This window comes from Succinatimonas hippei YIT 12066, assembly GCF_000188195.1.
Classification (GTDB): Bacteria; Pseudomonadota; Gammaproteobacteria; order Enterobacterales; family Succinivibrionaceae; genus Succinatimonas; species Succinatimonas hippei.
In genome coordinates this window covers 37,364-61,499 of the sequence record NZ_GL830945.1, presented here as the reverse complement: position 1 = coordinate 61,499, position 24,136 = coordinate 37,364, and the positions used below count along the sequence as shown (strand labels likewise).

The following is a 24,136-nucleotide window of genomic DNA, read 5'->3' as shown; positions in this document are numbered from 1 at the left end:
ATGCGCCTTGCTTTTAAGTATAAGCTGCGTCCTACCAGGAAGCAGACGGCCAAACCACACACACGAGTCAAACCTGTCCTCAGTGCGGGCATATAAGCAAAGGACAACCGCAAGGAGCAGGAGATATTCAAGTATGCCGCACACAATATCTTAAGAAGGGCAGGACTTGCCCGGATGGCCTGTCAAGCGAACCTCATAAGAGCTCGGCAGAGGAAACCCGCCTAGGCTAACGACAATAGGCAGTATGTTTGTTTAGCAGTAGGAATCATCGACCTTTAGACCGGTGAGGACGTCAATGCAAGCAAATTTAATCTAACTCTCTAATAAAACCCACCTGGTAAAATAATTTTACTTACAATTTAAAGTAGATTTAAGCAAAATATCATGGCCTATTCCATATAGTGTTGCATCTTTTTTGACCATTTACTCTTTAATAAGAAACATTATCCAATTAATTTTTAACTTTTTAAAGGTACTTATATTTTTTTACATCATGTTTATATAAAATCTGCTTGTTCATACTTTTTAAGGTAATGAATATATTCGCAGGACTTAGGCTTTTTCCTACGGCCCATTTAATTCCTTAACAGGAGTTTAAGAGGATGTTTAAATTTAAATGCGCATTGTGCGCCTTAACTGTTGCATTAACATCTGTTGCAGCCGCGGCTGATGACAACAACAAAGTCAACATTTGGAATTGGAGCGATTACATCGGAGAAAACACCGTTGCGGATTTTTCCAAAGCGTCTGGTCTTAATGCCAACTATGTAATGTTTGACTCTAACGAAATGGTAGAGGCAAGATTGCTGTCAGGCAAAACCGGTTTTGACGCCGTAATGATGGTAAGTTACTACGTACCGCGTCTTGCCAAAGCCGGAGCTCTCCAGAAAATCGACAAATCTTTAATTCCGAATTGGTCAAACCTTGATGACAAGCGTATGGAAATATTGCGTACTATAGATCCTAACAATGATTACGCGTATCCGTACACTGAAATTTCCCTCGGCATAGCCTACAACGACAAAAAAATAGCCGAAATTTTCGGGCCTGATTTTAAAGTCGACAGCTGGGACTTTTTATTTAAAAAAGAAAATTCAGATAAATTAAAGCAATGCGGCATTGCGGTTCTTGACTCCCCCATCGAAGTCATTTCTGCAGCCATGCATTATTTAGGTAAAGATCCGAACTCGGAAAAAGCCTCGGATTATGAAGAAGCGGAAAAGCTTTTAACTGCTTTAGCCTCCAACGTGAGATATTTCCACTCTTCACGTTATATAAACGAACTTGCCTCAGGCGAGATTTGTGCCGCTATCGGCTATTCAGGCGACATTCTGCAGGCGGATAAAAGAGCTATTCAGGCAAACCGTGATTACCGCATTAAGTATGTATTTCCTAAAGAAGGAAGCTTATTGTGGTTTGACTGCTGGACGATTCCTGCCGGAGCTGAAAACTATAAAGGAGCTCATGCGTGGTTTAACTATCTTTTAGATCCGCAGGTGGCAAAATCCGTATCTAATGAAATCCGTTATATTCTTCCGGTAAAGGGAGCTATGGATAATCTTGATCCGGAACTATCAGCCGATCCTAACGTTAATTTAACTCCTGAGCTTTTAAGCAAAGCCTATTTCCCGCAAACTCCGTCGGGCAAAGTATCGCGTATTACCAATCGAGTCTGGAATGCGATGAAGCTTAATGCCGATGCTTCAGCCAATGAAGAAGCTTCAGGCTGGGAATAATTTTCCATTTTTTCATAGACAAAAAGCGCATGTTAAATGCGCTTTTTTATTATTTTACATTCAAAATTTATATTTTTGTCAATTTTTACTGTCGTTTGTAGCAATTTTGTATGTTTAAATGCTATAGTGTGCCCTGATCAATTTTTGAGGGACAGTATTATGAAAAAACTTTTTATCGCCATATTTGCTCTTACTTTTATCTTAGCTGGCTGCGCTAGCGTTGATCTTGAAAATAAAGAACAAAGCGAAGCTGCCAAAATATTTAAGCAGCCTGATCCCGATAAAGCCGGAATTTATGTTTACAGACCGTCCACGATTGCAGGAGACGGAATGAGGCTTGATGTCTATCTTGACGGAGACTGCCTTGGAGCAACAGGCCCTAATGTTTTTTTATATAAAGAAGTTCCGGCAAACATATATCACACTGTTGCCAGTGAATCTGTAGTATCTCCGAATGAACTTAAAGTTTACATAAGCGGAGGCAAAAATTATTTCTTCAGACAAACGCCTACGGTCGAAGGCCTTATTTCCGGAATCTATACGGCAAAACTAGCTGAAGTTACAGAAAGTGTCGGTAAAAAAGCCATTAGTAAAATGGATCAGGGAAAAACTGGTAAATGCTATTCAGATTTTCATTTAAGTACATTGTTTGATTAGGCGTCACCACTTGTAAAAGCAAAAAGGCTGGCTAAAAATTTTTTAGTCAGCCTTTCTCTTTTCTAACTATTTTTTCTTTCTTGATTCAAAAAGCTTAATTGCCAGCTGAATATCAGCAAGTGAATTTATAACAAAATCAGCTCCGGCCTCATAAAAAGTGATGGCTGCTTTCATATTAAGCTTATCCTGCTCAATTATCGATAAAGCGGACCATTCATCCTTTGACAGGCCCATAATGGAGCTGCCCTGGGTAACGCCTACGGCAAAGACACCTGCGTGTTTTGCTTCCTTAATATCAGAAAGCGTGTCACCGATTTTCATTACATGCTTAACGCTTTTAATACCGAGTTTTTGCATGTTTCTGAATATCATATAAGGGAACGGCCGACCTAAATTGTCAGTTTCCTCTGGAGTAACCAAACAATCAGGCTCATATCCCTGCTTTTTGGCACACTCGGTAACCACCTTCATCATTGAAGCAGTATACCCTGTTGTAGAACCAATCTTAATCCCCTGGCTTCTCAGCAATTCTACCGCTTCAAGCACATAAGGCTTTAAGTCGCAGCACTTTTCCAAAACACTGAATAATGAAGGTTCAAAAGACTGATAAATACGTTCTACATCGTCTTCATCAGGCTCTTTTTGATAAGCATCAACCCACAAATCGCGAATTCTCGGCATAGCAAGCATCGTCTTTATATGATCGCGCTTTAACATGCCCATCGGAATACGGGTTTCTTCTTCAGTAACTTCAATTCCTGCAGACTTAAAGGCCTGCATAAAAGCTTTGACCGGGGAAATCGCCCCATAATCAACAGTAGTTCCGGCCCAATCAAAAATAACGCACTGGAGTTTAGGCATCATCTTGCTCCTTGTAGGCCTTAAACAAAGACAGGATCTTTTCTATATCCTCTTCATAGATTTCACCGATATTTCCAAGCCGGAAAGTATCGATATCGGTAAGTTTTCCGGGATAAATCACATAGCCGTTTTGCTTTAAAAACTCATGCATTGCGGAAAAATCAACTTTGAAGTTTTCAGGATACAGATAAGTAGTAATTATCGGTCCCTGAAGCTCGTCTTTGATATAAGCCTTAAATCCGAGTTTTTCCATACCCTCGCGTAAAAGCTTGTTGCATTTTTTATAACGGGCCAAACGAGCCGGCTGTCCGCCTTCTGTTTCAAGCTCGCGTAAAGCCTGTCTGAATGCTGCTACGACATGTGTCGGAGAAGTAAAACGCCACTTGCCGCCATGATGCTCCATGGTGTCATACTGATCGTATAAATCCAAAGATAATGATCGTGCATTGCCTTTGCTGGCTAAAAGTACCTCAAGCCTGCCGATGATAAAAGAAAATCCCGGAACTCCTTGGATGCATTTATTGGCTGATGAAATGAGAAAATCAATACCTGTTTTCCCCATATCAATATCTACGGCGCCAAATGAGCTCATCGCATCGACAACAAAAATCTTACCGTATTTTTTGACGATTTTTCCTATGGACTCAATGTCATTTAAAAGACCGGAGGTTGTTTCGGAGTGTACCATGGATACTATGGAGATATACGGATGATCATTAAGATAATCATCTACGCTATTAATATCCGGTATTTCATCCCATGCATATTCCAAAGTTTCATACTTGATGCCGGCATGCTTTAAAATCGAGCACATGCGCTTTGAATATGCTCCGTTAACCAACACCAGCACGGTATCATCTTTTGCCGGAATGGATGTTAAAACTGACTCTACTCCGAAAGTACCGCTTCCCTGCATTAAAACCGCAGTATATTGACCGTTATCCACATGAGCGAGCCTTAAAAGCTCATGTCTTATCTCCTGAGTGATAGCGTTATAATCGCTATCCCAAGTACAACGATCAATTAACATTGTCTCTTTTACTGTCGGGGTAGTAGTAAGAGGTCCCGGTGTTAACAGCTTATAAGTATTCAAATCTTTCACTTTATTCGCCCTTAACTAATTTCTGGTGCTTGACGAGCAATTCAGTGGTAAGTTTTTCAGGGAAAGTCTGAGAATTCTTAGGCTTTAATTCTTCATCAACGCTTTCACCTTGATATAAAGCTACAGGATAGTTCTGAAGCAATTCGGTACGTGCGTTTTTGATGATGCACTCAGCAATTTTCATGGCATTAGGATTGGTGTTTTCTCCCTTATCGACTACGGCAACAGCCTCGATAAGAGTAAAATTACCTTCCTCAGGATCAATGTAATCAATAGGCAAACCGTTCTTCTTGTCGGCAACAGCCTGATGACGCAAACCGAAACCTACAGCTACTTCACCGGCACGCAGCTTCTTAAGCGGAGCAGAGCCTGACATTTCAAGATGATCGCCGGCATTCTTTTCGATTTGCTTAACAATATCGGTACCTTCTTTCTCACCGTATTTTTTAATTAAAGCTTGGGTCAAAAGCCAAGAGGTTGAAGAACCGGTAATATCAGGAATAGAAATATGACCTGCGTACTCATGTTTTGCCAAATCCGCAAGAGCCTTAGGAGCAGTAAGTCCGTCTTGTTTTAAAACTTCGGTATTAACGAACATTGAACCGGTAACACCTAAAATCGGAGCATAATATGCAGTATCCGAACCGTTTACAGTTTTATGATCAAAAGTTAAATCTTTAAAAACTTTGTCTTTTGACTGTACTGAATCAAGATAGTATGAGCTTAAAGTCAAAACGTCAGCTTCAATATTCTTGCCTTCTGCTATCAACTTACCGCCGAGTTCAGAAGTTCCCATGGACTGCATGAGGTACTGACCTTCAAAGCCGTTATTGTCAAGAGCATGACGCATAGCAACCTGTGCCTCTTCGTCGGCATTGGTATAAATGACGACTTCATTGTCGGCAAAAGCTGCTGAACTATATAAAGCAGCGGCTACAACTAAAGATAATGACTTAACGATAAATGATTTTTTCATGATAAAGCCTCAAGTGGGGTTTTAGTTTCTGTTTTAGTAGTTTTCGCGGATTTAACTGATTTTCTGACCGTAAGGCGATCCAGAATCAATTTAGCCGCAACATTGGTGAAGAAAATCAATAATGACAGAACAAAAATAGCGTCAAACTTCTCAAAGTACTGTAACTCCTTGATTTTCACGGTCGTTACCATAGTTCTTGCTCCGGCGAGGAAAACGATTGCCGAAATCGTGACCATAGCATTGACGAAAAAGTATGAGAACATCTCTATAATGGTGCTCTTTGTATTGGGTATAACCACACGTCTTACTGTCTTAAACCATGTATCTCCCATTAAAGCTCCGGTAGTTTCCCAAGAGGCATTCATTTTGGAAAATGCCTGTTTGGCCATCAGATAAGGAGTAGTAAAGAAATGGACGACGTTAGCAATAATCAGGATAAGAAAAGTATTGGTTAAAGAAGTTCCTGTAAAAGCAAAGAGGAAACCGACACCGAGAACCATACCGGGCACGGTATTGGTAACCATAGCAAAAACATCCATCAAACTCTTACACCATCCGGTAAGATGCGAACGGGCATTAATCATACCGGCAAGATAGCAAAGTACTGTTCCGCAAATTGCAGTCAATATCGCCACATATAAAGAGTTTATATACACGCCTAAAATTGCACTTTCGGCAAAAATACGCTTGACGGTTTCAAGGGTGAACCACGGTTGATACGGCCAGCTTTTGACAAAAGGAACGATAAACATGATGGCAAAAACCGACAAAAGCAAAAGCGTCAAGGCAAGATAAAAAGCGAGAAATCCGCCATCCCGTAATTTATCGGGAACAGGATGCACCATTGAAATCTTGTTATAGCGAAAATTTAACCTGTCGCAATAACGCAACAAAACAATAGCGATAATTGACGGAACCAGCATCGCCATAGCAACTACGGATCCGTTGGCAAAATCCGGAACGGCTCCCATCATTGTCGCGTATAAAGTGGTAGCGATAACATCATACTTACCGGCAATTGATGTCGGGATACCGAAATCAGTGAAATTTAAGAAAAACGATAAAATAAAAGCAGCGACCATCGAACCTACAACGGGACGAATTCCTGTTATGTAAAAAGTACGTGCTTTGCTGTCGCCCATAACCTTAGATACGGTGATGAAATTTTTATCTACATATTTAAACGCGTTGTTTAAAATCATGAACGCAGGCGGTAGAGTATAAATAACACCGGCAATCAACAGACCGTAAAATCCGTAAATGGAAAAAGGCAGTTGCCCTATAAGCCTGGTTATCAATCCCTGACGACCGAATGAATAAATCACCGCAAATCCGTAGGTAATCGACGGCAGAAACAACGGCAGCAAAATAATAATTTCAATTGCAGATTTTAATTTTTGCGAGTAGGCGCAGAAATTAAGTCCGTAAGCGCTGATAAAAGCAATCGTCGTGGCTAAAAGAGCTACGGCTCCTGACACTTTAAAACTGTTAAACAACGACTCCCAAAAACTTCCCTTAGACAGAAAAGTCAAATAATTATCAAAAGTAAAACCGCCGTCATTAAAAAAAGACTGATTTAACACGCTATAAAGCGGATAAACCAAGGAAATACCAAGAATAAGAAATATAAGGGCAAAAGAAAGTTTCAGCTCAAATTGTCCTTTTCCTAAAAAAGCAAACATAATTAAGCCGCAATTTCTGTGTTGAATAATCGGAAAATATTGTCGCGTTTTATGGTGAGCTGCCTTAAGATGAAGTCCTTAATAAAGGTATTGGCGGGCTTATGGACAATGCTCAAAGGATCTGCATATTGGCTAATCAAACCGCCGTTTAAGATAAGGACTTTATCGGAAAGGGACAAAGCTTCCTCTGGGTCGTGGGTCACAATGACCGTAGTAAGATTGAATTGTCTGGCAATCTGCTTGATTCTGGCTTTAATTGATTCTTTTATCATGCCGTCAAGGGCTGATAACGGCTCATCAAGCAGAAGAAGTCTCGGTTTCATCACCAAAGTACGGGCAATAGCAACACGCTGCTTCTGCCCTCCTGAAAGCTCATCAATGCGTTTGTTCAAATGCTTTTCAAGATCAAGCAGATCAATTAAATCGCGAACTTCCTGCATAGTAGATGCTTGAGGATTATTACGCAGACCGTAAACTATATTCTCGTAAGCATTTAGATTCGGAAACAAAGCAAAGTCTTGAAACACGATATTAAAGCCGCGTTTTTTCATCGGAACATTGCTTAAGCTCTCTCCGTCAAAAAAAATTTGCCCTGAAGTTAAATCAGTAAGACCTAAGATCACATTTAATAAAGTAGTCTTGCCGCACCCTGACGGGCCGAGAATTGAAACAATTTCACCGGTATCTATCTGTAAACTTATATCTTTAAGTACGACATTTGAGCCAAAGCTCTTAGAAACATTCTTAAGTTCCAACATTTTTATGCACCAAAGTTGACTGTTTGGCAAAATTATAAAAATGAGGTATTAAGCACAAATGATCCTAATATTAAATCTATGTTTATTTTATAAAGTAAAATTTTAAATAAAAATTAACCAGAACATTAAAAACAATTACAGTAAATACCAATAAATCAACAAGTTAAATTACAAATTGACCCAACGTTTATGCTAAATTTTCATTAAATATTCCAAAAGAAAAAGTTTTTAACCTTAAATTACTGTTAAAGCATATCGAAGAACAATACCGAAATTATCGGAACATAATCTTAAAACACCCTGTTGACGCACAGGATCATACCTATCTCACGTAATTTATAGACTTAAGGAAAAAAGCAGAACGGATCATTATTTCCGGAATTTCCTTATAGTTCGGCAATTTCCTTAGCAACTTCTGTCGCACTCTTTCCTGATGTATTCACTTTTATCGTGTTTAAGCTCCGGTAAAGTGGAATACGCTGTATGCTTTGCTTAATTACCTCAGAAGTACGAATACCCGCTGTCACATCTTTTTGTAAGCGATAAATAAGTTCCTGCTCAGAACAAATCAGAGATACGGCTATAATACGGCAATTAACGGTATTAAGGCTGGAAATTATTTTATCAATAATGGATTGTTCATGCATAACCCAACAAAAAATAACATTCTCATAAACAGAGCATTTGAGAAAGTTATTTAAAACAGCACATATATTTTGCATTACCATTTCCTTTGTTTCAGCTGTAACTTGAAACGGACACGAATCCCAACACCAATCACCGTCAAGAAACACACTATTAGGCAATTTTTGCTTTAAAAGCTGACTAACAGTAGTTTTCCCAACCCCCATAGTCCCGCCGATGATAAATAACTTCTTCATATATAATTTCCCATTACATGATTGGATTTCAGTTAAGACGCATACCTCTTTTATATAACAACAAAAATTGCTGACTTTCAGCTTATACAGTATTTTGACGGCTTTTCAGTATATTTTAGTAAACAACGTAAATATACCGGCATGCCAAATCTCCCGGCAAAATGCTGCTTTAAATCCTATACAGCAGACAAAAATTTCATGTGTTTCATTTTTTTATTCAAATCTTACTTAAACCGATTAAATTTTTTACACTTTTTTTGCACCAAATCAACGCAATATCTTCAGATGATCTTTATTTTCTGTAAATTCTCGTATCATTATTATGATGATTTTAATTAAAAAAGTACCATAAATTCATCAAATTACTTTTTTACAAAACTCAAAACGTTAAGAAAAACTTTATATAAATATTAATAATCGCATTTAGAAATAAATTAAATCCCTCCACTTAGATACTCATACTGCACAAATTAAACGATTCGTGGCAAAATATACATTTATTTTCAGATAGCCTTTTAAGGTAATTTAAGTTAAATATCAAGACGGCGTTTTTGCCGCATAACGGAGCACAAACTAATGGCAACTAACAACGTTGCATACAATCCGCAAGAGATTGAGCCGCAAATTCAGAAATTTTGGGAAGAACATAAAACTTTCCACGCAACCGAAGATAAAAACAAAGAAAAATATTACTGCCTCGTAATGTTCCCGTATCCGTCAGGCCGACTTCATATGGGACACGTTCGTAACTATACAATCGGCGACGTAATTGCCCGTTATAACCGTTTGCTCGGTAAAAACGTCATGGCGCCCATAGGCTGGGATGCTTTCGGACTTCCGGCTGAAAATGCCGCCATTAAAAATCACGCTCAACCCAGCGACTGGACCTACTCCAACATAGAATATATGAAGCGACAGTTAAAAGCTTTAGGTCTTGCTTATGACTGGGATCGTGAAGTAGCAACCTGCCGCCCTGAATACTATAAGTGGGAACAAAAATTTTTCGGTGAACTTTACAAGCGCGGACTTGTTTATAAAAAAGTATCAACTGTTAATTGGTGTCCGCACGACAATACCGTTCTTGCCAACGAACAAGTAGTTGACGGACGCTGCTGGCGCTGTGACAGTAAAGTTGAACTGCGTGAAATTCCCCAGTGGTATCTTAAAATCACCGCTTATGCCGAAGAACTGTTAAAAGATATCGACACCTTGACCGATTGGCCTGAGCGCGTCCGCACTATGCAGCGCAACTGGATTGGCAAATCAGAAGGCTTGCAGATAACTTTCAAAATTGAAGGATCAGAGGAAACCTGTGAAGTTTACACCACCCGTCCCGATACCTTCATGGGCGTAACCTATATGGCAATTTCCGCAGCACATCCTCTTGCCAAGGAAGCTTGTGAAAATAACCCTGAGCTTGCTGCTTTCTGCAAGGAATGCCTTACCCAGAAATTTGCTGAAGCCGATATCTCCACTATGGAGAAAAAAGGCATGGCAACAGGCAGATATGCTATTCATCCGTTAAACGGACGCCGTATCCCAATCATGGTAGCCAACTTCGTTATCATGGATTACGGTACCGGTGCCGTTATGGCTGTGCCGGCCCACGATCAGCGCGACTATGAGTTTGCTGAAAAATACGGTCTTGAGAAAATTCCGGTAATCCGTCCTGCTGACGGTAGTGAAGTTGATATTTCAAAAGAAGCTTATGTTGAGCACGGAATTCTCTTTAATTCAGGTGAATTTGACGGTCTAAACTTCAAGCAGGCTTTCGATGCCATTGCCGACAAGCTTGAAAGCTTGGGCTGTGCCAAACGTACCGTTAACTATCGTCTTCGTGACTGGTGTATCTCCCGTCAGCGCTACTGGGGTGCCCCTATCCCGATGCTTACCGTTGACGAAACCGGTGAACTGGTTCCGGAAGTTGATGAAAACCTTCCGGTCAAGTTGCCGACAGACGTCACCATTGACGGTGTAATTTCCCCGCTTAAAACCGACGAAAAATGGTATAAAACCACTTATAAAGGTCAAAGCGCAACTCGCGAAACTGATACCTTTGACACCTTTATGGAGTCATCATGGTATTTTGCCCGTTATTGCTCTCCTAACTACGACAAAGGCATGGTGGAACAAGATGCCGGTGATTATTGGCTGCCTGTCGATCAATATATCGGCGGTATTGAGCATGCCGTTTTACATCTGCTTTACTCACGTTTCTTCTTCAAGCTGATGCGTGACTGCGGCATGGTCAAATATGATGAACCGTTTAAACGTTTATTATGCCAAGGCATGGTTCTTGCAGATGCTTTCTATTATATAGATGACGGCGCTCGTGTATGGGTAAGTCCGCTTGATGCAATCGTTACCCGCGATGACAAAGGCAATATCACTAAAGCTGTTGACAAGCAAGGTCATGAACTTATTCATGAAGGCATGATCAAGATGTCAAAGAGCAAAAACAACGGCATCGATCCTGAAGATATGGTTCGCCTTTACGGTGCTGATACCGTACGTCTGTTTATGATGTTTGCCTCTCCTGCCGAACTCACTCTTGAATGGCGCCAATCCGGAGTTGAAGGAGCAAACCGCTTCTTAAGAAAATTATGGAATCAAGTCTATGATTTGACCTCCGTTTCTTCATTCAAAGCTCTCGATAAGAGCAAACTTAACGCTGCTCAGCGCAAACTGCGCCATCAGCTGCATACCACTATTGTTAAAGTTACTGATGACATCGGTCGTCGCCAAACTTTCAATACTGCAATTGCTTCCATTATGGAACTTTTAAATGCAGCAGCTAAAGAAACCGGTACGGATGAAACCTCAATTGCGCTTCGCTATGAGATTTATAATGCCGTTATCCTGATGCTCTACCCTATCACTCCGCATATTTGCTTTAAGCTTTACGAACTTTTAGGCAATGAAGGTGAAATTGACGATGCATCTTGGCCTAAAGCAGATCCTGATGCATTAAAGGCAGAAGATATTCTTATCGTAGTTCAGGTAAACGGTAAAGTTCGTGCCCGCATCAATGTCGACCCGACTCTTGATGACGAATCAGTAAAACAAGCAGCTCTTGCAAATGAAGCTATCGTCAAGTATCTTGAAGACAAGAGCGTTAAGAAAGTAATTTATGTAAAAGGCCGTCTCGTTAACATCGTAGCCGCCTAAGGAGGTAACGTGCGTCAGGCTGTTTTGATTTTAATTACCTGTGTAAGTTTTGTACTTACAGGCTGCGGTTTTTCTTTGCCGCATCAGACCAAATTAAACGAAGCAATGCCTGAAATAATCGTTACCGGCTCTTACCACCATCCTTTCTACAAGATGGTGGTACAGAAATTACGTTTGTCGGGAGTTAACGTTATAAGTCAAAACTCCCCGACTGTTCCTAAAAACGCGGATCTTCCTTCTTTAATGATCCCGTCTCCCTCAGTTTCAAATCGCGTTGCGTCTGTTGATTCAAGAGCTCAAGCGCTTGAACGATCTATTATCGTTAGAGCTGCCGCAACATTACTTATTCCCAATCATCGTCCGATTGTGATGCAAAATTCCCTTACCCGTCAGGTACTTGATAAATCGGGACAAAATCTTGCTTCACATAATGAAATCAACATTGTTATCAATGAAACTTATGATGAACTTTCAAGTCAGCTGGTAATGCGTCTTAGTTATTTAGGCAGACAGTCAGATCCTGATGCCAGAGTTCCCCAGCCCGGAGAATTAGTCCTCGTTCCGAGCGAAGGAGATGATCCTTACGCACTTGAAATTCAAACCTCCGGTTATGAAGGAATGACTTTAATTGAAGCATTAAAAGCGCAAGACACCGCCGAAAAAGCAATGTCATCGGAAATGTCTCTTGATAACCTCAATAACGGACAAGACGTGTTGAATCATCGTCCCCAGCTGCCTAAAGTAGAACCAAAATTGCTGCACGCGGCCCCTGAAGATCTTAATATCTAAGTGTAAGATGCAGATTTTTGTCCCTGTTTTTATCTTATCCTCTGACGATCCTTTATTAAAAAACGATCGCAGTAGTGAAATTTACCATAGTTACAAAGAAAAACATCCTGACTCTGAATATCTGCTTTTTACCTATTCGGATTTTGCTTCAAGCGGACAAAGCAATCTTGCGGTACTTGAAAACGAACTTATTGACGGCGGTCTTTTTACATCGAATAAAGTTATTAAAATTTATCTAAAAGATATCGATAAAACTGCAGCTGACGTACTAATGCTGCTTGCAAAATATATTTCAAAACAACGCGATGATCTGCAAATCATAATTGATTTGCCGCGAATTGCAGCAAGTTTCAATAAGGTATCGGCAAAACCGTTTGCAGAGGAGAGTAAAAAAAACCGTAAAGCCGACTTGCGCGTAAAAGACGCTATTTCCTATTTAAAAAATCAAAATGCTGTCCTTGAGATCATGTACCCGCCGTCATTACAAGAAATGCCCGGTTGGATAAGTTCAAGAGCTCGTCGTTTAGGTCTCTATATTGATCCTGATGCTGCCGTATTCTTATCCTCTGCCTATGAAGGGAATCTTACGGCCATCGATCAATGTCTGCAAATTGTTAAAATGACGGCAAAAACCGAAAAAATCACAATTAAAGATATTTTTACGTACTTTAGCAAAGACAGCCGCTTTTCCGGATTTGAATTGACTGATGCAATACTCGACGGCCAGGGGCTGAGAGCTCTTAATATTTTAAATTCTCTATGTTCACTTGAAGGAAACTCTTTAACTACTAATTTGCCCTTGATTTTATCCCGTCTTGATAATGCATTAAGCGCTCTTGCCGCTGCCAAAACCCAGAATTTAAGAAATGCCGGTTTTCAAGAAAAGACCGCTTTTTTTGCCGGTTTCGGTATACGTTTGCCTCAATCGCAAAATGCAATAATGAAAGCTGCCCTGCAAATGCCTGACATATTGATAAATTATCTTAACAAAACTCTTGCATGTGCTTCAAAAGCTTATAGTTCGTTTGACAATAAAGCGGCAATTTTATGCCTGCAGAGAATGTGTGTTGCCGTCAATGATTTCTCAGTAATGAACTTAAAGGAGCTTTAAGATGGAGAGAATTGGCTTTTTCGGCGGAAGCTTCAATCCCGTCCATCTTGGACACACCGTTTTGGTAAAGAAACTAAAAGACGATTTACAGTTAAATCGTGTAGAAATTATTTTAAACGGAAATCCGCCGCATAAAACCGTTCCCGGTGCAAGTTATAATGATCGTTTTACAATGTTAAGACTTGCTTTTGACTCATGCCCTTTTGTACATATCAATCAATGTGAGCGTGACAGTGCATTCGTTCATTACACCTATGATACTTTAAGAGAGTTTAGAAATTTTTACGGACAGAATACCGCTTTATTTTTTATGATGGGCTATGATTCTCTATGCTCTCTTGACACCTGGAAAAACGGTTTCAGCCTGACTGACTATGCTCACCTTGCAGTAATTTCAAGACCTCAATACAACCCTGAATTACTGCCTTTTTCTGTCAAACACTTTCTAAAAGATCGCCTCATAACGGAAACTACAAGTAATGAGGCAATAAAGGCATTAAATACTCCATCAGGAAATGTCTTCTGGATTGATTCACGTGAACTTGACATATCATCTACACGCCTTAGAACTATCATCCATGAAGGATATGGAACGCCTGAAATTTTCGAGGCCAAGCTGCAACCTTTTATTGATGCAAAAGTCATTGAATATATAAAGCATCACCACCTATACTCATTAATATAGAACACTGATGCTGTTGCTCTTTGCATGTTATAATTTCCAAAACTTTTGACTTGACGGATGAAAAGTGATCATTAATACCACCAACGAATTTGATACTACTGCAAAATTGCAGGAAGCTGCGATCAGAAGTCTTGAGAGCTCCAAAGCTCTCGATATAATCGCGATTGATGTAAAAGAACACAGTTCTATTACCGATACCATGCTTATTTGTACCGGAACTTCAAATCGTCATGTTTGCGCTATAGCAGACAGACTTGTCGACTATTTAGCCAAACACGGTATCCACGGAGTTGAAGTTGACGGAACCGCTGAAGGCAAGTGGGTTCTTGCCGACCTTGGCAATGTTATGGTTCATATCATGCAGGACGAAGCCCGCCAACGCTACCAACTTGAAAACCTTTATCGCTGCATGGCTGCCGGAATTGACGAACAGTGAAAATCATCATGATTGCCGTAGGCACTAAAATGCCTGCCTGGGTTACTGCCGGTTTTACTGAATATCAAAAAAGAATGCCTCCGGAACTGAGGCTTGAACTTCATGAGATTCAGCCGGATAAACGCCGCCAAGGTGATATTGCCAAAATCACCGAGCGCGAAGGTCTTGCGATTCTTGACGCGATTCCGAAAAAAGCCTATGTCATTGCCCTTGACGAGCACGGCAAAGAATTTAACAGCATGGATTTAGCCAAAAAACTCGGTGCTTGGAAAAATTACGGACAAGATATAGCTTTACTCATCGGAGGCCCTGACGGACTTAGTCAAGCGTGTAAAGAGCGAGCCCAGGAATTGTGGTCTTTATCTAAACTGACACTGCCCCACCCGTTAGTTCGCGTGGTCCTTGCCGAAACTTTATATCGAGCTTACAGTATTGACGCAGGACTTCCCTATCATCGTGCCTGACAGGTAAAAACAGTGTTCGGTTTTAAATCCTCACGTTCTAAAGAAAGACAGCTTTTTACCAAAAAAGAAAAGCCGCGCAAAACGCGTGCGCGCGGAAATATAAGGATCCGCAATACCGAACTTGAAAACCGCATTTTTAAAAACCGCGTTTTATTCGGCGTAATTTGCTCCATATTTTTGTGTTTGATACTTTTTGGCAACCTCTATTATTTACAGGTTATCTCTCACAGCACCTATCAAACCCGCTCTAATGAAAACCGCATTCGCGTGTTACCCGTCATTCCGCAGCGCGGTATGATCTATGACAGAAATATGGTGGTTTTGGCTGAAAATCTTCCCGTCTACCATTTAATGCTTTATCCTCTTAAAGAGTTCGACACCAAAGAAACGGTTTTAAAACTCAACTCTCTTATGGATCTCGGTCTTTCGGATGCCGATATAAAACGCATCATATTTATGGCCTCAACGCGTAAGCGTTTTACCGGCATTGAAATTTCCGACATGTTAAGTGAAGATCAAATTGCCACATTTTCAGTTCATCGTCACGCATTTCCAAATGTGCAGGTCTCTTCATCTTTAAAGCGCAACTATCCTTTTGCCGACGTATTGACTCATGCAATAGGATATGTCTCGCGAATAAATGAAAACGATGTCAAACGCCTGACCGAAGAAGGAAAAATCGATAATTACGAAGGAACCAGCGCAATCGGCAAACTAGGTGTCGAAAGTTACTACGAAGATATCCTTCACGGTATAACCGGAACCAGAGAAGTGGAAGTTGACAGCCACGGGCAGATAATAAGAACCCTTAACTACAATCCACCGATACCGGGAAAAAACCTGGTTTTAACTTTAGATGTGAGACTTCAGTATTATGCGCAGCAGCTTTTAGGATCGATGCGCGGGGCAATTGTTGTTATGGATCCTAACAACGGTGAACTTTTAGCTTGTTATTCAAATCCATCATACGATCCAAACCCTTTTGTGCGCGGCATCCGCAGCCGTGAATATTCAAAGCTTTTAAACAACCCTAACCGTCCGCTTATAAATCGTGCCACCCAAGGCGGATATGCCCCTGCATCAACTATCAAGCCGCTTTTAGGAATTATGGGACTTAATGAAAATCTTATAACTCCCACTTCTACCTATTTCGGCGCATCGGCGTTTATGCTTCCGGGCTCAACCCACCGTTTCCGCGACTGGAGAGCATCCGGACACGGCTGGCTTGATTTGTACCGAGCCATTGAAGTTTCAGCCGATACGTATTTTTATGATTTGGCCTTCCGCGCCGGCATAAACGTTATTCATGAATATCTTGATAAATACGGATTCGGCCGTTCTACCGGAATTGATATACATGAAGAGTCTCTTGGAGTTAATCCGTCACGGGAATGGAAACAAAAACGTTTTAAACAACCATGGCACATGGGAGACACCGTTCCTATCGGCATCGGACAAGGATATTGGACTACTACTTTGATGCAGCTTATAAAAGCGCACGCGTTAGTTGCCAACAAAGGTCATTTTGTTACGCCGCACTTTCTCAAAGAAATAAGGATGCAAAATGAAAAAAACAGCTATAAAGATCCTGAAGCCGGAAAAAAATTAAAAGTAAAAAGCGACAGCTATTTTGATGTAGTAAGAACCGGCATGTACCTTGTAATCAACGGAGCTGAGGGTACCGGAAGGCGAGCTTTTCATGATGCAAGCTACAAAGCGGCAGGTAAGTCAGGAACAGCTCAAGTAGTATCCATAAAGCAAGATGAGCGTTATGATGCACGTAAATTACGCGTAGAACACCGGGATAATGCTTTATTTGTTGCTTTTGCTCCTTTTTATCATCCTCGAGTTTTAGCTGCTGTGATCCTGGAAAATGAAGGCGGAGGATCGGCAAAAGGTGCCCCGATTATCCGTCAAATGATGGATAAATACTTTGAGCTCTATCCCGGATATATGGGTGAAAAAACACCGGTAAGAATGAAATTCGGACTAGGCGGTTACGCCAATATGCAATAAGAGGCTGTAATGTTCGTGCAAAAAAAAGTCATTATTGACAACAAACCGCACCGTTTTAATAATCTGCAGAAGCTTTTATGGCATCTGCATATAGACCTGCCTTTACTGCTCGGACAAATCTTAACCTTAATGCTGTCTTTGTTTATTCTATATTCTGCGTCAGGGCAGCATGCCGATATGCTTCTTCGGCAGATTATAAGAACCGGTCTTGCTTTTTGCGTAATGGTTTGCGTTGCCCAAATTCCTCCGCGACTTTTTGCCAAATCAACAATTTATTTATATATAGGCGGATTAATTCTGCTGATTTTAGTCGAACTTGTAGGCGATATTTCAAAAGGTGCGCAGCGTTGGCTTAACCTCGGTTTTATGCGCATTCAACCGTCAGAGCTTTTTAAAGTGGTAATGCCCCTTACCATCGCTGCTTTTTTAAGCCGTGACGATATTCCGCCAAGGACCTCAACGGTATTGTGGGCTTTTGTCATTATCTTGATTCCGGTCGGTCTTATTTTGCATCAGCCGGATTTAGGAACAGCAATTTTAATTTTAGTATCAGGTTTTTTATGTGTTTTCGTTGCCGGACTTAGTATCTGGTGGCTTGCAACCGGAGTTATCGCCGGCATAGCCATAATTCCCATCATGTGGAATTACGTACTTCATGACTATCAAAAGCAGCGAGTTCTTACCCTGCTAAATCCCGAATCCGATCCTTTAGGTGCCGGATATCATATCATTCAATCAAAAATTGCCATCGGCTCCGGCGGACTGTACGGCAAAGGATGGTTAAACGGCAGTCAATCACAGCTGGATTTTCTTCCCGAATCTCATACGGACTTCATTTTTGCCGTTTTAGCCGAAGAAACCGGACTTATCGGCTTTTTAGTTTTAATGGCTTTATATACCTATCTTATTTCAAGATGCCTTTATATTACTCTTAACGCTTCAAGTAATTTCGAACGCATTCTATGTGCCGCCTTATCCTTTACTTTCGTTTTCTATATCTTTGTTAATATCGGTATGGTCAGCGGGATCCTGCCTGTTGTCGGGGTGCCCCTTCCTCTTATAAGTTATGGCGGAACAGCAATGATCACGTTAAGCGTTTGCTTCGGAATCATTATGTCAGTACAAACGCACAAACGTGAATTAAGCTTTAAATAAAGGAAAAATAATTATTACTATGGTATCCTTTATTAAATGTTTTTTTCGGAAAAAATTTCATGTTTAAGAATAAATTATCTGTATTTTTACTCTGTATGGCTCTACCCTGGTGCACTGCATATTCAGCCGATCTTAACGAACTGTCAAAACATTCGGGCGTTAGTGTAAAACGCCTTGAACAAGCGATTTCACTTGCACAATTCCAACCTAAAATCATTGAGACTATGACAAGGCCTTATGAAAGTAAACAATGGTGGGAATACAGAAATCTTTTTATTACCAAATCAAGAGTTAACGCCGGCGTTGATTTTTATTTTAAACATGAAGATACGCTAAAAAATGCAGAAGCAAAAACCGGAGTTCCTCCCGAAATCGTCTGTGCCATCATCGGCGTTGAAACCTTCTACGGTAAAAACATGGGTAATTGGTCCGTACTTGATGCCTTATACACTTTAGGCTTTAAGTATCCTCCCCGTGAAAAATATTTCTCAAAAGAATTTGCCAACTTCGTTGCCCTTGCCGATCGGGAAAACTGGGATTTAAAATCCGTCTTGGGCTCTTATGCAGGAGCCATGGGCATGGGTCAATTCATGCCGAGCTCTTACTTAAGCTATGCAGTGGATTTTGACAATGACGGTAAAATCAATTTGTTTAATGACATAGAAGATGCTATCGGCTCTGTTGCCAACTACTTTAAAGCTCACGGCTGGGATCAAGGCCACGGCATTTTTTATCCGGCACTTGCCAAAAAAGATCCTACGGAATTAATGAAAAAGGAATGGAATCTTACGGCTGGGGAAATGTATGAAAACGGCATTTCCACCAAAGTAAATATTCCTGCAGATGAAAAAGTACGTTTATTTAAGTTCGAACTTAAAGATAATAAGCTTGGTTTTGGCGTAGGTCTGCACAACTTTAACGTTATAATGAAATATAACAAGAGTCCGCTTTATGCTCGCGCCGTTTATGAATTGAGTGTTTTCATAAGAGCAGAACACGATAAGCGCCTGCTTGAACGCGGAATTAAGGTAAAACCACACAGCAGAATTCCATAATTAATAAATGAAAAACAAAATTTCTTATACTTTAGTCGCCTCCTTGCTGAGCGCAATTTTTATCCTTAACGGATGCTCCTCTTCAAGCGACATCAATAAAACCCACGGTGCGATATCATCATCAGGAGGTGTTTACGGAACAGGACCGAACAACTCCATTCCCTATCCGCAAAAAGATCCTGTAGATATAACCGGAGTTCCCGGTGCCAAAGTTAAATACGAACCCTACAGCCGCGGAGGAAACAAAAATTACACCGTATTAGGTAAAAGCTATAAAGTCTGGAACGATGTCAAATCCTATGAGGAAATAGGTACCGCTTCATGGTATGGTCCCGGTTTCCATGGAAATAAAACCTCAAACGGTGAAACCTACAATCAAAAAGGTTTTTCTGCAGCGCACAAAAACCTTCCGTTGCCATCCTACCTTAAAGTTACTAATTTAAATAATGCCAAATCAGTTATCGTCAGAGTCAACGATCGCGGACCTTTTCACGGCAATCGCATCATTGACCTATCAGAAAGTGCAGCCCGTTATCTTGATATAGTTAGAAAAGGTACGGGAAAAGTAAGAATAGAACTGGTAAAGGTAAGCCCTGACGGAACGATTTTAAACTCTTCTCAATCTTCCTACATTGCACAAAATACTGTAGAAAATTCAGATGAAAATGTACTTGCCCCTATTCTTCAAGACAAGAACAGCAACATTCTCTCCGGCGGTTTTTACGTACAGTTTTTCTCAACTCAATCCTCAGATCGTGCTTCCGAAATCTCTGACAGGCTGCGCGGTTTAACCTCGTATCCTATCGTTATCAATAAAGAATCGGGATACTATAGATTACGTACCGGTCCTATTGTTGAAGAGGATCTTGAAAATGCAGTTGAAGAAATGAAAAACTTAGGGTATAACGACAGTTTCGTAAAAAAAATTTAGGACTTAAATAAAGTGAACTATATTTTTAATCGCAACAATATCATCGCTGCAGCAAGCGCTTTTCTTTTAACCGTATCTTCCTGTGCAGTAAGCGCAGAAGCCATTCCCGATCCCTTTGCTCAATTTAAAAACAATCCGACCGCAGCAGCTCCCAATGCATCAGGCGTACAAAATACCGCATCGGCACCTTTGGTATTGCCGTCTCCTCCGACTTTTGATGCTGAGTCTTGGGTACTCATGGATTACCATTCAGGTCAAGTCTTATTTGAGCACAACGGACAAAAGAAAATTTGGCCGGCCTCCCTTACCAAAATGATGACTTCTTATGTTATCGGAATGGAAATCAAAGCCGGACGACTTAAACCTGACGATCAAGTGATGATTACGGAAGAAGCTTGGTCAAAAAATTATTCCGACTCTTCAAAAATGTTTATTGAAGTAGGTGATACCGTTTCTGTTGACTCTTTAAATAAAGGCATAATCATCCAATCAGGCAACGATGCATGCGTAGCCATGGCAATTCATCTTGCCGGTTCTGAAGCCGGTTTTGTCAGTGTAATGAACACCTATGCAAAACAGCTCGGACTTAACCATACCCATTTTTCAAACGTACACGGACTTTTCTCTGAAGACAATTACTCTACCGCCTACGACATGGCTCTTTTAGGTCGGGCTCTTATTCGGGATTTACCTGAAGAGTACTCAATTTATGCCCAAAAGGAATTTACTTTCAACGGCATCAAGCAGTCAAATCGTAATCGTCTTTTATGGGACAAAACCCTAAATGTCGACGGCATCAAAACCGGACACTTGTCTCAAGTAGGTTATAATCTCGTAGCTTCAGCCCCGTCCGGCAACATGCGTCTTATTGCCTCTGTTATCGGAGCAAAAAGTGAGTCACAGCGAGCTGATTTCTGCAGACAGATGCTTTCCTACGGTTTTAGATTCTTTGAACTCTATACTCCCTTCAAACAAGGCCAAAGCATTTTAAAACGCGAGGTTCGTTTAGGTGACACCGATTCTGTTGATTTAACCGTAAATGAAGATGTAGGAATGATGATTCCGCGCGGCAGCAGTTCTAATATAAAAATAAGCTATCGTTTGAATAAAGCTGTTTTCACCGCACCTATAGCTAAAGGCGATAACCTTGGCATAATTGAATTCAAATTAAATGATAAAACATTATCCCGCGCTCCTTTGGTAGCAAAAGAAGCGGTTAATGAAGGCGGATTCTTCAGCCAGCTTTGGGATAAAGCTTACATGTTCTTTACCAGCGAGAGTAACGACAGCAATGACAAGTAAGTTCTCAGAACTTTTAAAGTTCCCGTGCATCGTCGATTTCCGCATTATTGTCGATGCACTTAAAAAAGATGCTTTAAATGAAGTAAAAAAACATATTGAAGAAATAGTGCCCGGAAGCGTACAAGAAATTGTTGCATCTCCGCGCGTTAGTTCTAACGGTAAATACATTTCTTATACGATTCCGGTGCAGGTTTTGAATGCTAAAAACATTGAAGATCTGTATCAGCATCTTGGAAAAATTGATTTTATAAAACACGTTCTTTAAATTATTATGTACCGTTCATCGCAAACCGATTTTCAATACGAATTCGGACGTTTTATCAAGATATTAGCTTATCTTGCATCAATCGCCATCCTCGTGTTTGCGATGTTTTTACTGCTCGGTATCCTTAGAATCTCAAGCTTTGCTTTTAATACTTACGACAGTTACGATGATGTTCCTTACAACAAAGTAGGTTTACTTCTGGGAACATCTTCAAACGTTGCACCTGGCCAACCTAACGAATACTTTACTAACCGGATAATGGCGGCAGCGAACTTATACCGTCATAAAAAAATCGATTACATTTTAGTTTCAGGCGACAATCGTCACGCTTCATATAATGAACCGCGCCAGATGATGCAAGCCTTACTCAAGGCCGGAGTTCCGCAAGATAGAATAGTTGCCGATTACGCCGGATTTAGAACCAATGATTCAGTTATTCGCGCCCACAAGGTATTCATGCTTAACAAAGTAACGATAATTTCGCAAGAATTCCATAATGAAAGAGCGTTGTTCATTGCAAATCACCTTGGTATTGATGCTATCGGCTTTAACGCATCCGACCCTTACAGCGAAGGCAGTAATTTTAAAGTTAAATTGCGTGAATTCTTTGCCCGAATAAAATGTGTTATCGACATGTATATATTACATACTAAGCCGACATTCTTAGGAGATCCGATCGAAATCGGGTCGACAGAAAAACCAATAAATGACGGCGCAACAACACCAGATACAAAAAAAGCTGAACTTTAAAAAATTAAAAATAAAAAGGATCACAAATGTATACCGTAAATAAAAATGATATGGTTAAACCTTTTATTAAATGGGCCGGAGGAAAACGCCGTACCTTAAATCAGCTTTTATTCTTTATGCCTGACAAAATTTCAAGTTTTGTCGAACCGTTTGTAGGCAGCGGATGCGTATATTTTGCTTTAAATGCTCCTAAATCAATTATCAATGATACTAATGAGGAGCTTATAAATACCTATATTCAAATTCGAGACAATCTTGACGAATTAAAAACACTTTTAAGAAGTTATCCTTACGACAAAGATTTTTTCTTGAAGATCCGTGCATTAGATCGTGATCCTGACTTTTTGAATTTACCTAAAATTAAAAGAGCCGCACGTTTTATTTATCTTATAAAAACCTGTTTTAACGGACTTTATCGAGTAAACAGCAAAAATTATTTTAATACCCCCTTCGGTAAATATACAGATCCTAAAATTTGCGATGATGAGGTTCTTGATGCGGCTAACAGCTATATGCACAAAAACCCGACCGACATACGCTGCGGCCATTTTTATGATTTACTGGACGATATAGACTCCGATGCTTTCGTTTATCTCGACCCGCCCTATTTCCCTATTTCCGAAAAATCATTTACGTCATATCAGCCTGTTCAGTGGACTGAAGAAAATGACTACGAGCTTTTTGAATTCTGTAAAGAACTTGATAAACGCGGCATCAAATTTATGCTGTCTAACTCGACAGCTCCTTTTATTATCAATCTTTACAAAAATTTTGAAATGGAAATGATTAATGCTACACGCAGCATTAACGCAAGCGGCAGCACTCGCGGTCAGATAAAGGAAATAATTATCACAAATTACGATCTTTCAGGCCGAATTAAAAAAAATCGCAAGAAAAAACTTAAATATTAAAAACCGAAGCCGAGACCGACCCCGAAATGAGAGTGTGATCTGTGACGCCACGGACTGCCCCAATGCCACCCCATGTAGGGACGAAACCAAGGACGATAGTAATAATCATCGTAGTAGTAAGGCACATAAACCCGCTTTACTTTTACTTTCTGCTGCTTAGCCTCAGGAGGTTCCACGGCAGGTTTGGGCTCACTTGAACTTAACTTTCCGGATAAATTTTTATCACTATCGGCTTTTTTAACTTTCAAAGCTGCATTCGGAGCCATCAACGAAACGGCAGGAACACCTTGAACCCTAGGATTAAGTTCAGCTCCGCTTGCATACTGCGGTTTGAAATCAACAGATGATGAGCATGCACAAAGAGCGGTTATGGAAAACGCGCATATAATAAAAAATAAACCGCTTCTTTGCATAAAACAATCCTCTTATTTGATACTTTATATAT

General features: G+C 40.4%; 23 protein-coding genes. 16 read left to right on the top strand and 7 right to left on the bottom strand.

The annotated features are described in order from the left end of the window. Positions 1–602 precede the first annotated feature (602 nt). Positions 603–1,736: a polyamine ABC transporter substrate-binding protein gene (locus tag HMPREF9444_RS00875; RefSeq protein ID WP_009142415.1), complete on the top strand. Its 1,134-nt coding sequence runs from the start codon at positions 603–605 to the stop codon at positions 1,734–1,736. A gap of 159 nt (positions 1,737–1,895) precedes the next feature. Next, positions 1,896–2,393 (top strand): DUF2846 domain-containing protein, encoded by a 498-nt coding sequence (locus HMPREF9444_RS00870; RefSeq protein WP_009142414.1) that lies wholly within the window; start codon positions 1,896–1,898, stop codon positions 2,391–2,393. Positions 2,394–2,459: 66 nt separating this feature from the next. On the opposite strand, the gene phnX is transcribed toward HMPREF9444_RS00870, so the two are convergent. The 6 genes from phnX to HMPREF9444_RS00840 all read right to left on the bottom strand — a co-directional run bounded on the left by phnX (position 2,460) and on the right by HMPREF9444_RS00840 (position 8,653). After that, entirely contained in the window at positions 2,460–3,257 is a 798-nt protein-coding gene (phnX, locus tag HMPREF9444_RS00865) for a phosphonoacetaldehyde hydrolase (RefSeq protein WP_009142413.1), read from the bottom strand. Beyond that, entirely contained in the window at positions 3,247–4,356 is a 1,110-nt protein-coding gene (locus tag HMPREF9444_RS00860; RefSeq protein ID WP_009142412.1) for a 2-aminoethylphosphonate--pyruvate transaminase, read from the bottom strand. The genes phnX and HMPREF9444_RS00860 overlap by 11 nt, the downstream gene beginning before the upstream one ends. 1 nt (position 4,357) lies before the next feature. Next, positions 4,358–5,332, bottom strand: coding sequence for an extracellular solute-binding protein (locus HMPREF9444_RS00855; protein WP_009142411.1), 975 nt, complete (start codon positions 5,330–5,332; stop codon positions 4,358–4,360). Next, positions 5,329–7,014: an ABC transporter permease subunit gene (locus HMPREF9444_RS00850; protein WP_009142410.1), complete on the bottom strand. Its 1,686-nt coding sequence runs from the start codon at positions 7,012–7,014 to the stop codon at positions 5,329–5,331. The genes HMPREF9444_RS00855 and HMPREF9444_RS00850 overlap by 4 nt, the downstream gene beginning before the upstream one ends. Positions 7,015–7,016: 2 nt before the next feature. After that, positions 7,017–7,772, bottom strand: coding sequence for an ABC transporter ATP-binding protein (locus HMPREF9444_RS00845; RefSeq protein WP_009142409.1), 756 nt, complete (start codon positions 7,770–7,772; stop codon positions 7,017–7,019). Between the two features lie 386 nt (positions 7,773–8,158). Beyond that, positions 8,159–8,653 (bottom strand): AAA family ATPase, encoded by a 495-nt coding sequence (locus tag HMPREF9444_RS00840; RefSeq protein WP_009142408.1) that lies wholly within the window; start codon positions 8,651–8,653, stop codon positions 8,159–8,161. 576 nt (positions 8,654–9,229) lie between these two features. Here HMPREF9444_RS00840 and leuS point away from each other — a divergent pair. The 14 genes from leuS (at position 9,230) to HMPREF9444_RS00770 (ending at position 23,691) form a co-directional block, all read left to right on the top strand. Beyond that, complete coding sequence (gene leuS / locus HMPREF9444_RS00835; protein WP_009142406.1) at positions 9,230–11,821, top strand: leucine--tRNA ligase; 2,592 nt, start codon at positions 9,230–9,232, stop codon at positions 11,819–11,821. A gap of 9 nt (positions 11,822–11,830) precedes the next feature. After that, positions 11,831–12,610, top strand: a complete 780-nt coding sequence (locus tag HMPREF9444_RS00830) for an LPS-assembly lipoprotein LptE (protein WP_040909008.1) — start codon at positions 11,831–11,833, stop codon at positions 12,608–12,610. A gap of 7 nt (positions 12,611–12,617) precedes the next feature. Then, positions 12,618–13,721, top strand: coding sequence for a DNA polymerase III subunit delta (holA, locus tag HMPREF9444_RS00825; RefSeq protein ID WP_009142404.1), 1,104 nt, complete (start codon positions 12,618–12,620; stop codon positions 13,719–13,721). Between the two features lies 1 nt (position 13,722). Further along, complete coding sequence (nadD, locus tag HMPREF9444_RS10400; protein ID WP_009142403.1) at positions 13,723–14,406, top strand: nicotinate (nicotinamide) nucleotide adenylyltransferase; 684 nt, start codon at positions 13,723–13,725, stop codon at positions 14,404–14,406. Between the two features lie 64 nt (positions 14,407–14,470). Then, the gene (rsfS, locus tag HMPREF9444_RS00815) at positions 14,471–14,842 is read left to right on the top strand and encodes a ribosome silencing factor (RefSeq protein ID WP_009142402.1); all 372 of its coding nucleotides are present in this window, start codon (positions 14,471–14,473) and stop codon (positions 14,840–14,842) included. Next, positions 14,839–15,306, top strand: a complete 468-nt coding sequence (rlmH, locus tag HMPREF9444_RS00810; protein ID WP_009142401.1) for a 23S rRNA (pseudouridine(1915)-N(3))-methyltransferase RlmH — start codon at positions 14,839–14,841, stop codon at positions 15,304–15,306. The genes rsfS and rlmH overlap by 4 nt, the downstream gene beginning before the upstream one ends. A 12-nt stretch (positions 15,307–15,318) precedes the next feature. After that, positions 15,319–17,322 carry a penicillin-binding protein 2 gene (mrdA, locus tag HMPREF9444_RS00805; RefSeq protein ID WP_148514289.1) on the top strand — a complete coding sequence of 668 codons (2,004 nt, stop codon included), beginning with the start codon at positions 15,319–15,321 and terminating at the stop codon, positions 17,320–17,322. A gap of 9 nt (positions 17,323–17,331) precedes the next feature. Beyond that, a complete protein-coding gene (rodA, locus tag HMPREF9444_RS00800) occupies positions 17,332–18,477 on the top strand; it encodes a rod shape-determining protein RodA (protein WP_009142399.1) in 1,146 nt (381 codons plus the stop codon). A 59-nt stretch (positions 18,478–18,536) separates the two neighbouring features. Further along, positions 18,537–19,532 (top strand): lytic murein transglycosylase B, encoded by a 996-nt coding sequence (mltB, locus tag HMPREF9444_RS00795; protein ID WP_009142398.1) that lies wholly within the window; start codon positions 18,537–18,539, stop codon positions 19,530–19,532. 7 nt (positions 19,533–19,539) lie between these two features. Beyond that, positions 19,540–20,463, top strand: coding sequence for a septal ring lytic transglycosylase RlpA family protein (locus HMPREF9444_RS00790; protein ID WP_009142397.1), 924 nt, complete (start codon positions 19,540–19,542; stop codon positions 20,461–20,463). A 12-nt stretch (positions 20,464–20,475) separates the two neighbouring features. After that, complete coding sequence (locus HMPREF9444_RS00785) at positions 20,476–21,765, top strand: serine hydrolase (RefSeq protein WP_009142396.1); 1,290 nt, start codon at positions 20,476–20,478, stop codon at positions 21,763–21,765. After that, entirely contained in the window at positions 21,755–22,030 is a 276-nt protein-coding gene (locus HMPREF9444_RS00780; RefSeq protein ID WP_009142395.1) for an HP0495 family protein, read from the top strand. Before HMPREF9444_RS00785 ends, HMPREF9444_RS00780 begins: the two co-directional genes overlap by 11 nt. A 6-nt stretch (positions 22,031–22,036) precedes the next feature. After that, positions 22,037–22,780: a SanA/YdcF family protein gene (locus HMPREF9444_RS00775; RefSeq protein ID WP_009142394.1), complete on the top strand. Its 744-nt coding sequence runs from the start codon at positions 22,037–22,039 to the stop codon at positions 22,778–22,780. A 26-nt stretch (positions 22,781–22,806) separates the two neighbouring features. Next, positions 22,807–23,691, top strand: coding sequence for a DNA adenine methylase (locus tag HMPREF9444_RS00770; protein WP_009142393.1), 885 nt, complete (start codon positions 22,807–22,809; stop codon positions 23,689–23,691). Here the strand turns inward: HMPREF9444_RS00770 and HMPREF9444_RS00765 are convergent. Further along, complete coding sequence (locus HMPREF9444_RS00765; RefSeq protein ID WP_009142392.1) at positions 23,688–24,104, bottom strand: hypothetical protein; 417 nt, start codon at positions 24,102–24,104, stop codon at positions 23,688–23,690. The genes HMPREF9444_RS00770 and HMPREF9444_RS00765 overlap by 4 nt on opposite strands. Positions 24,105–24,136: the final 32 nt, after the last annotated feature.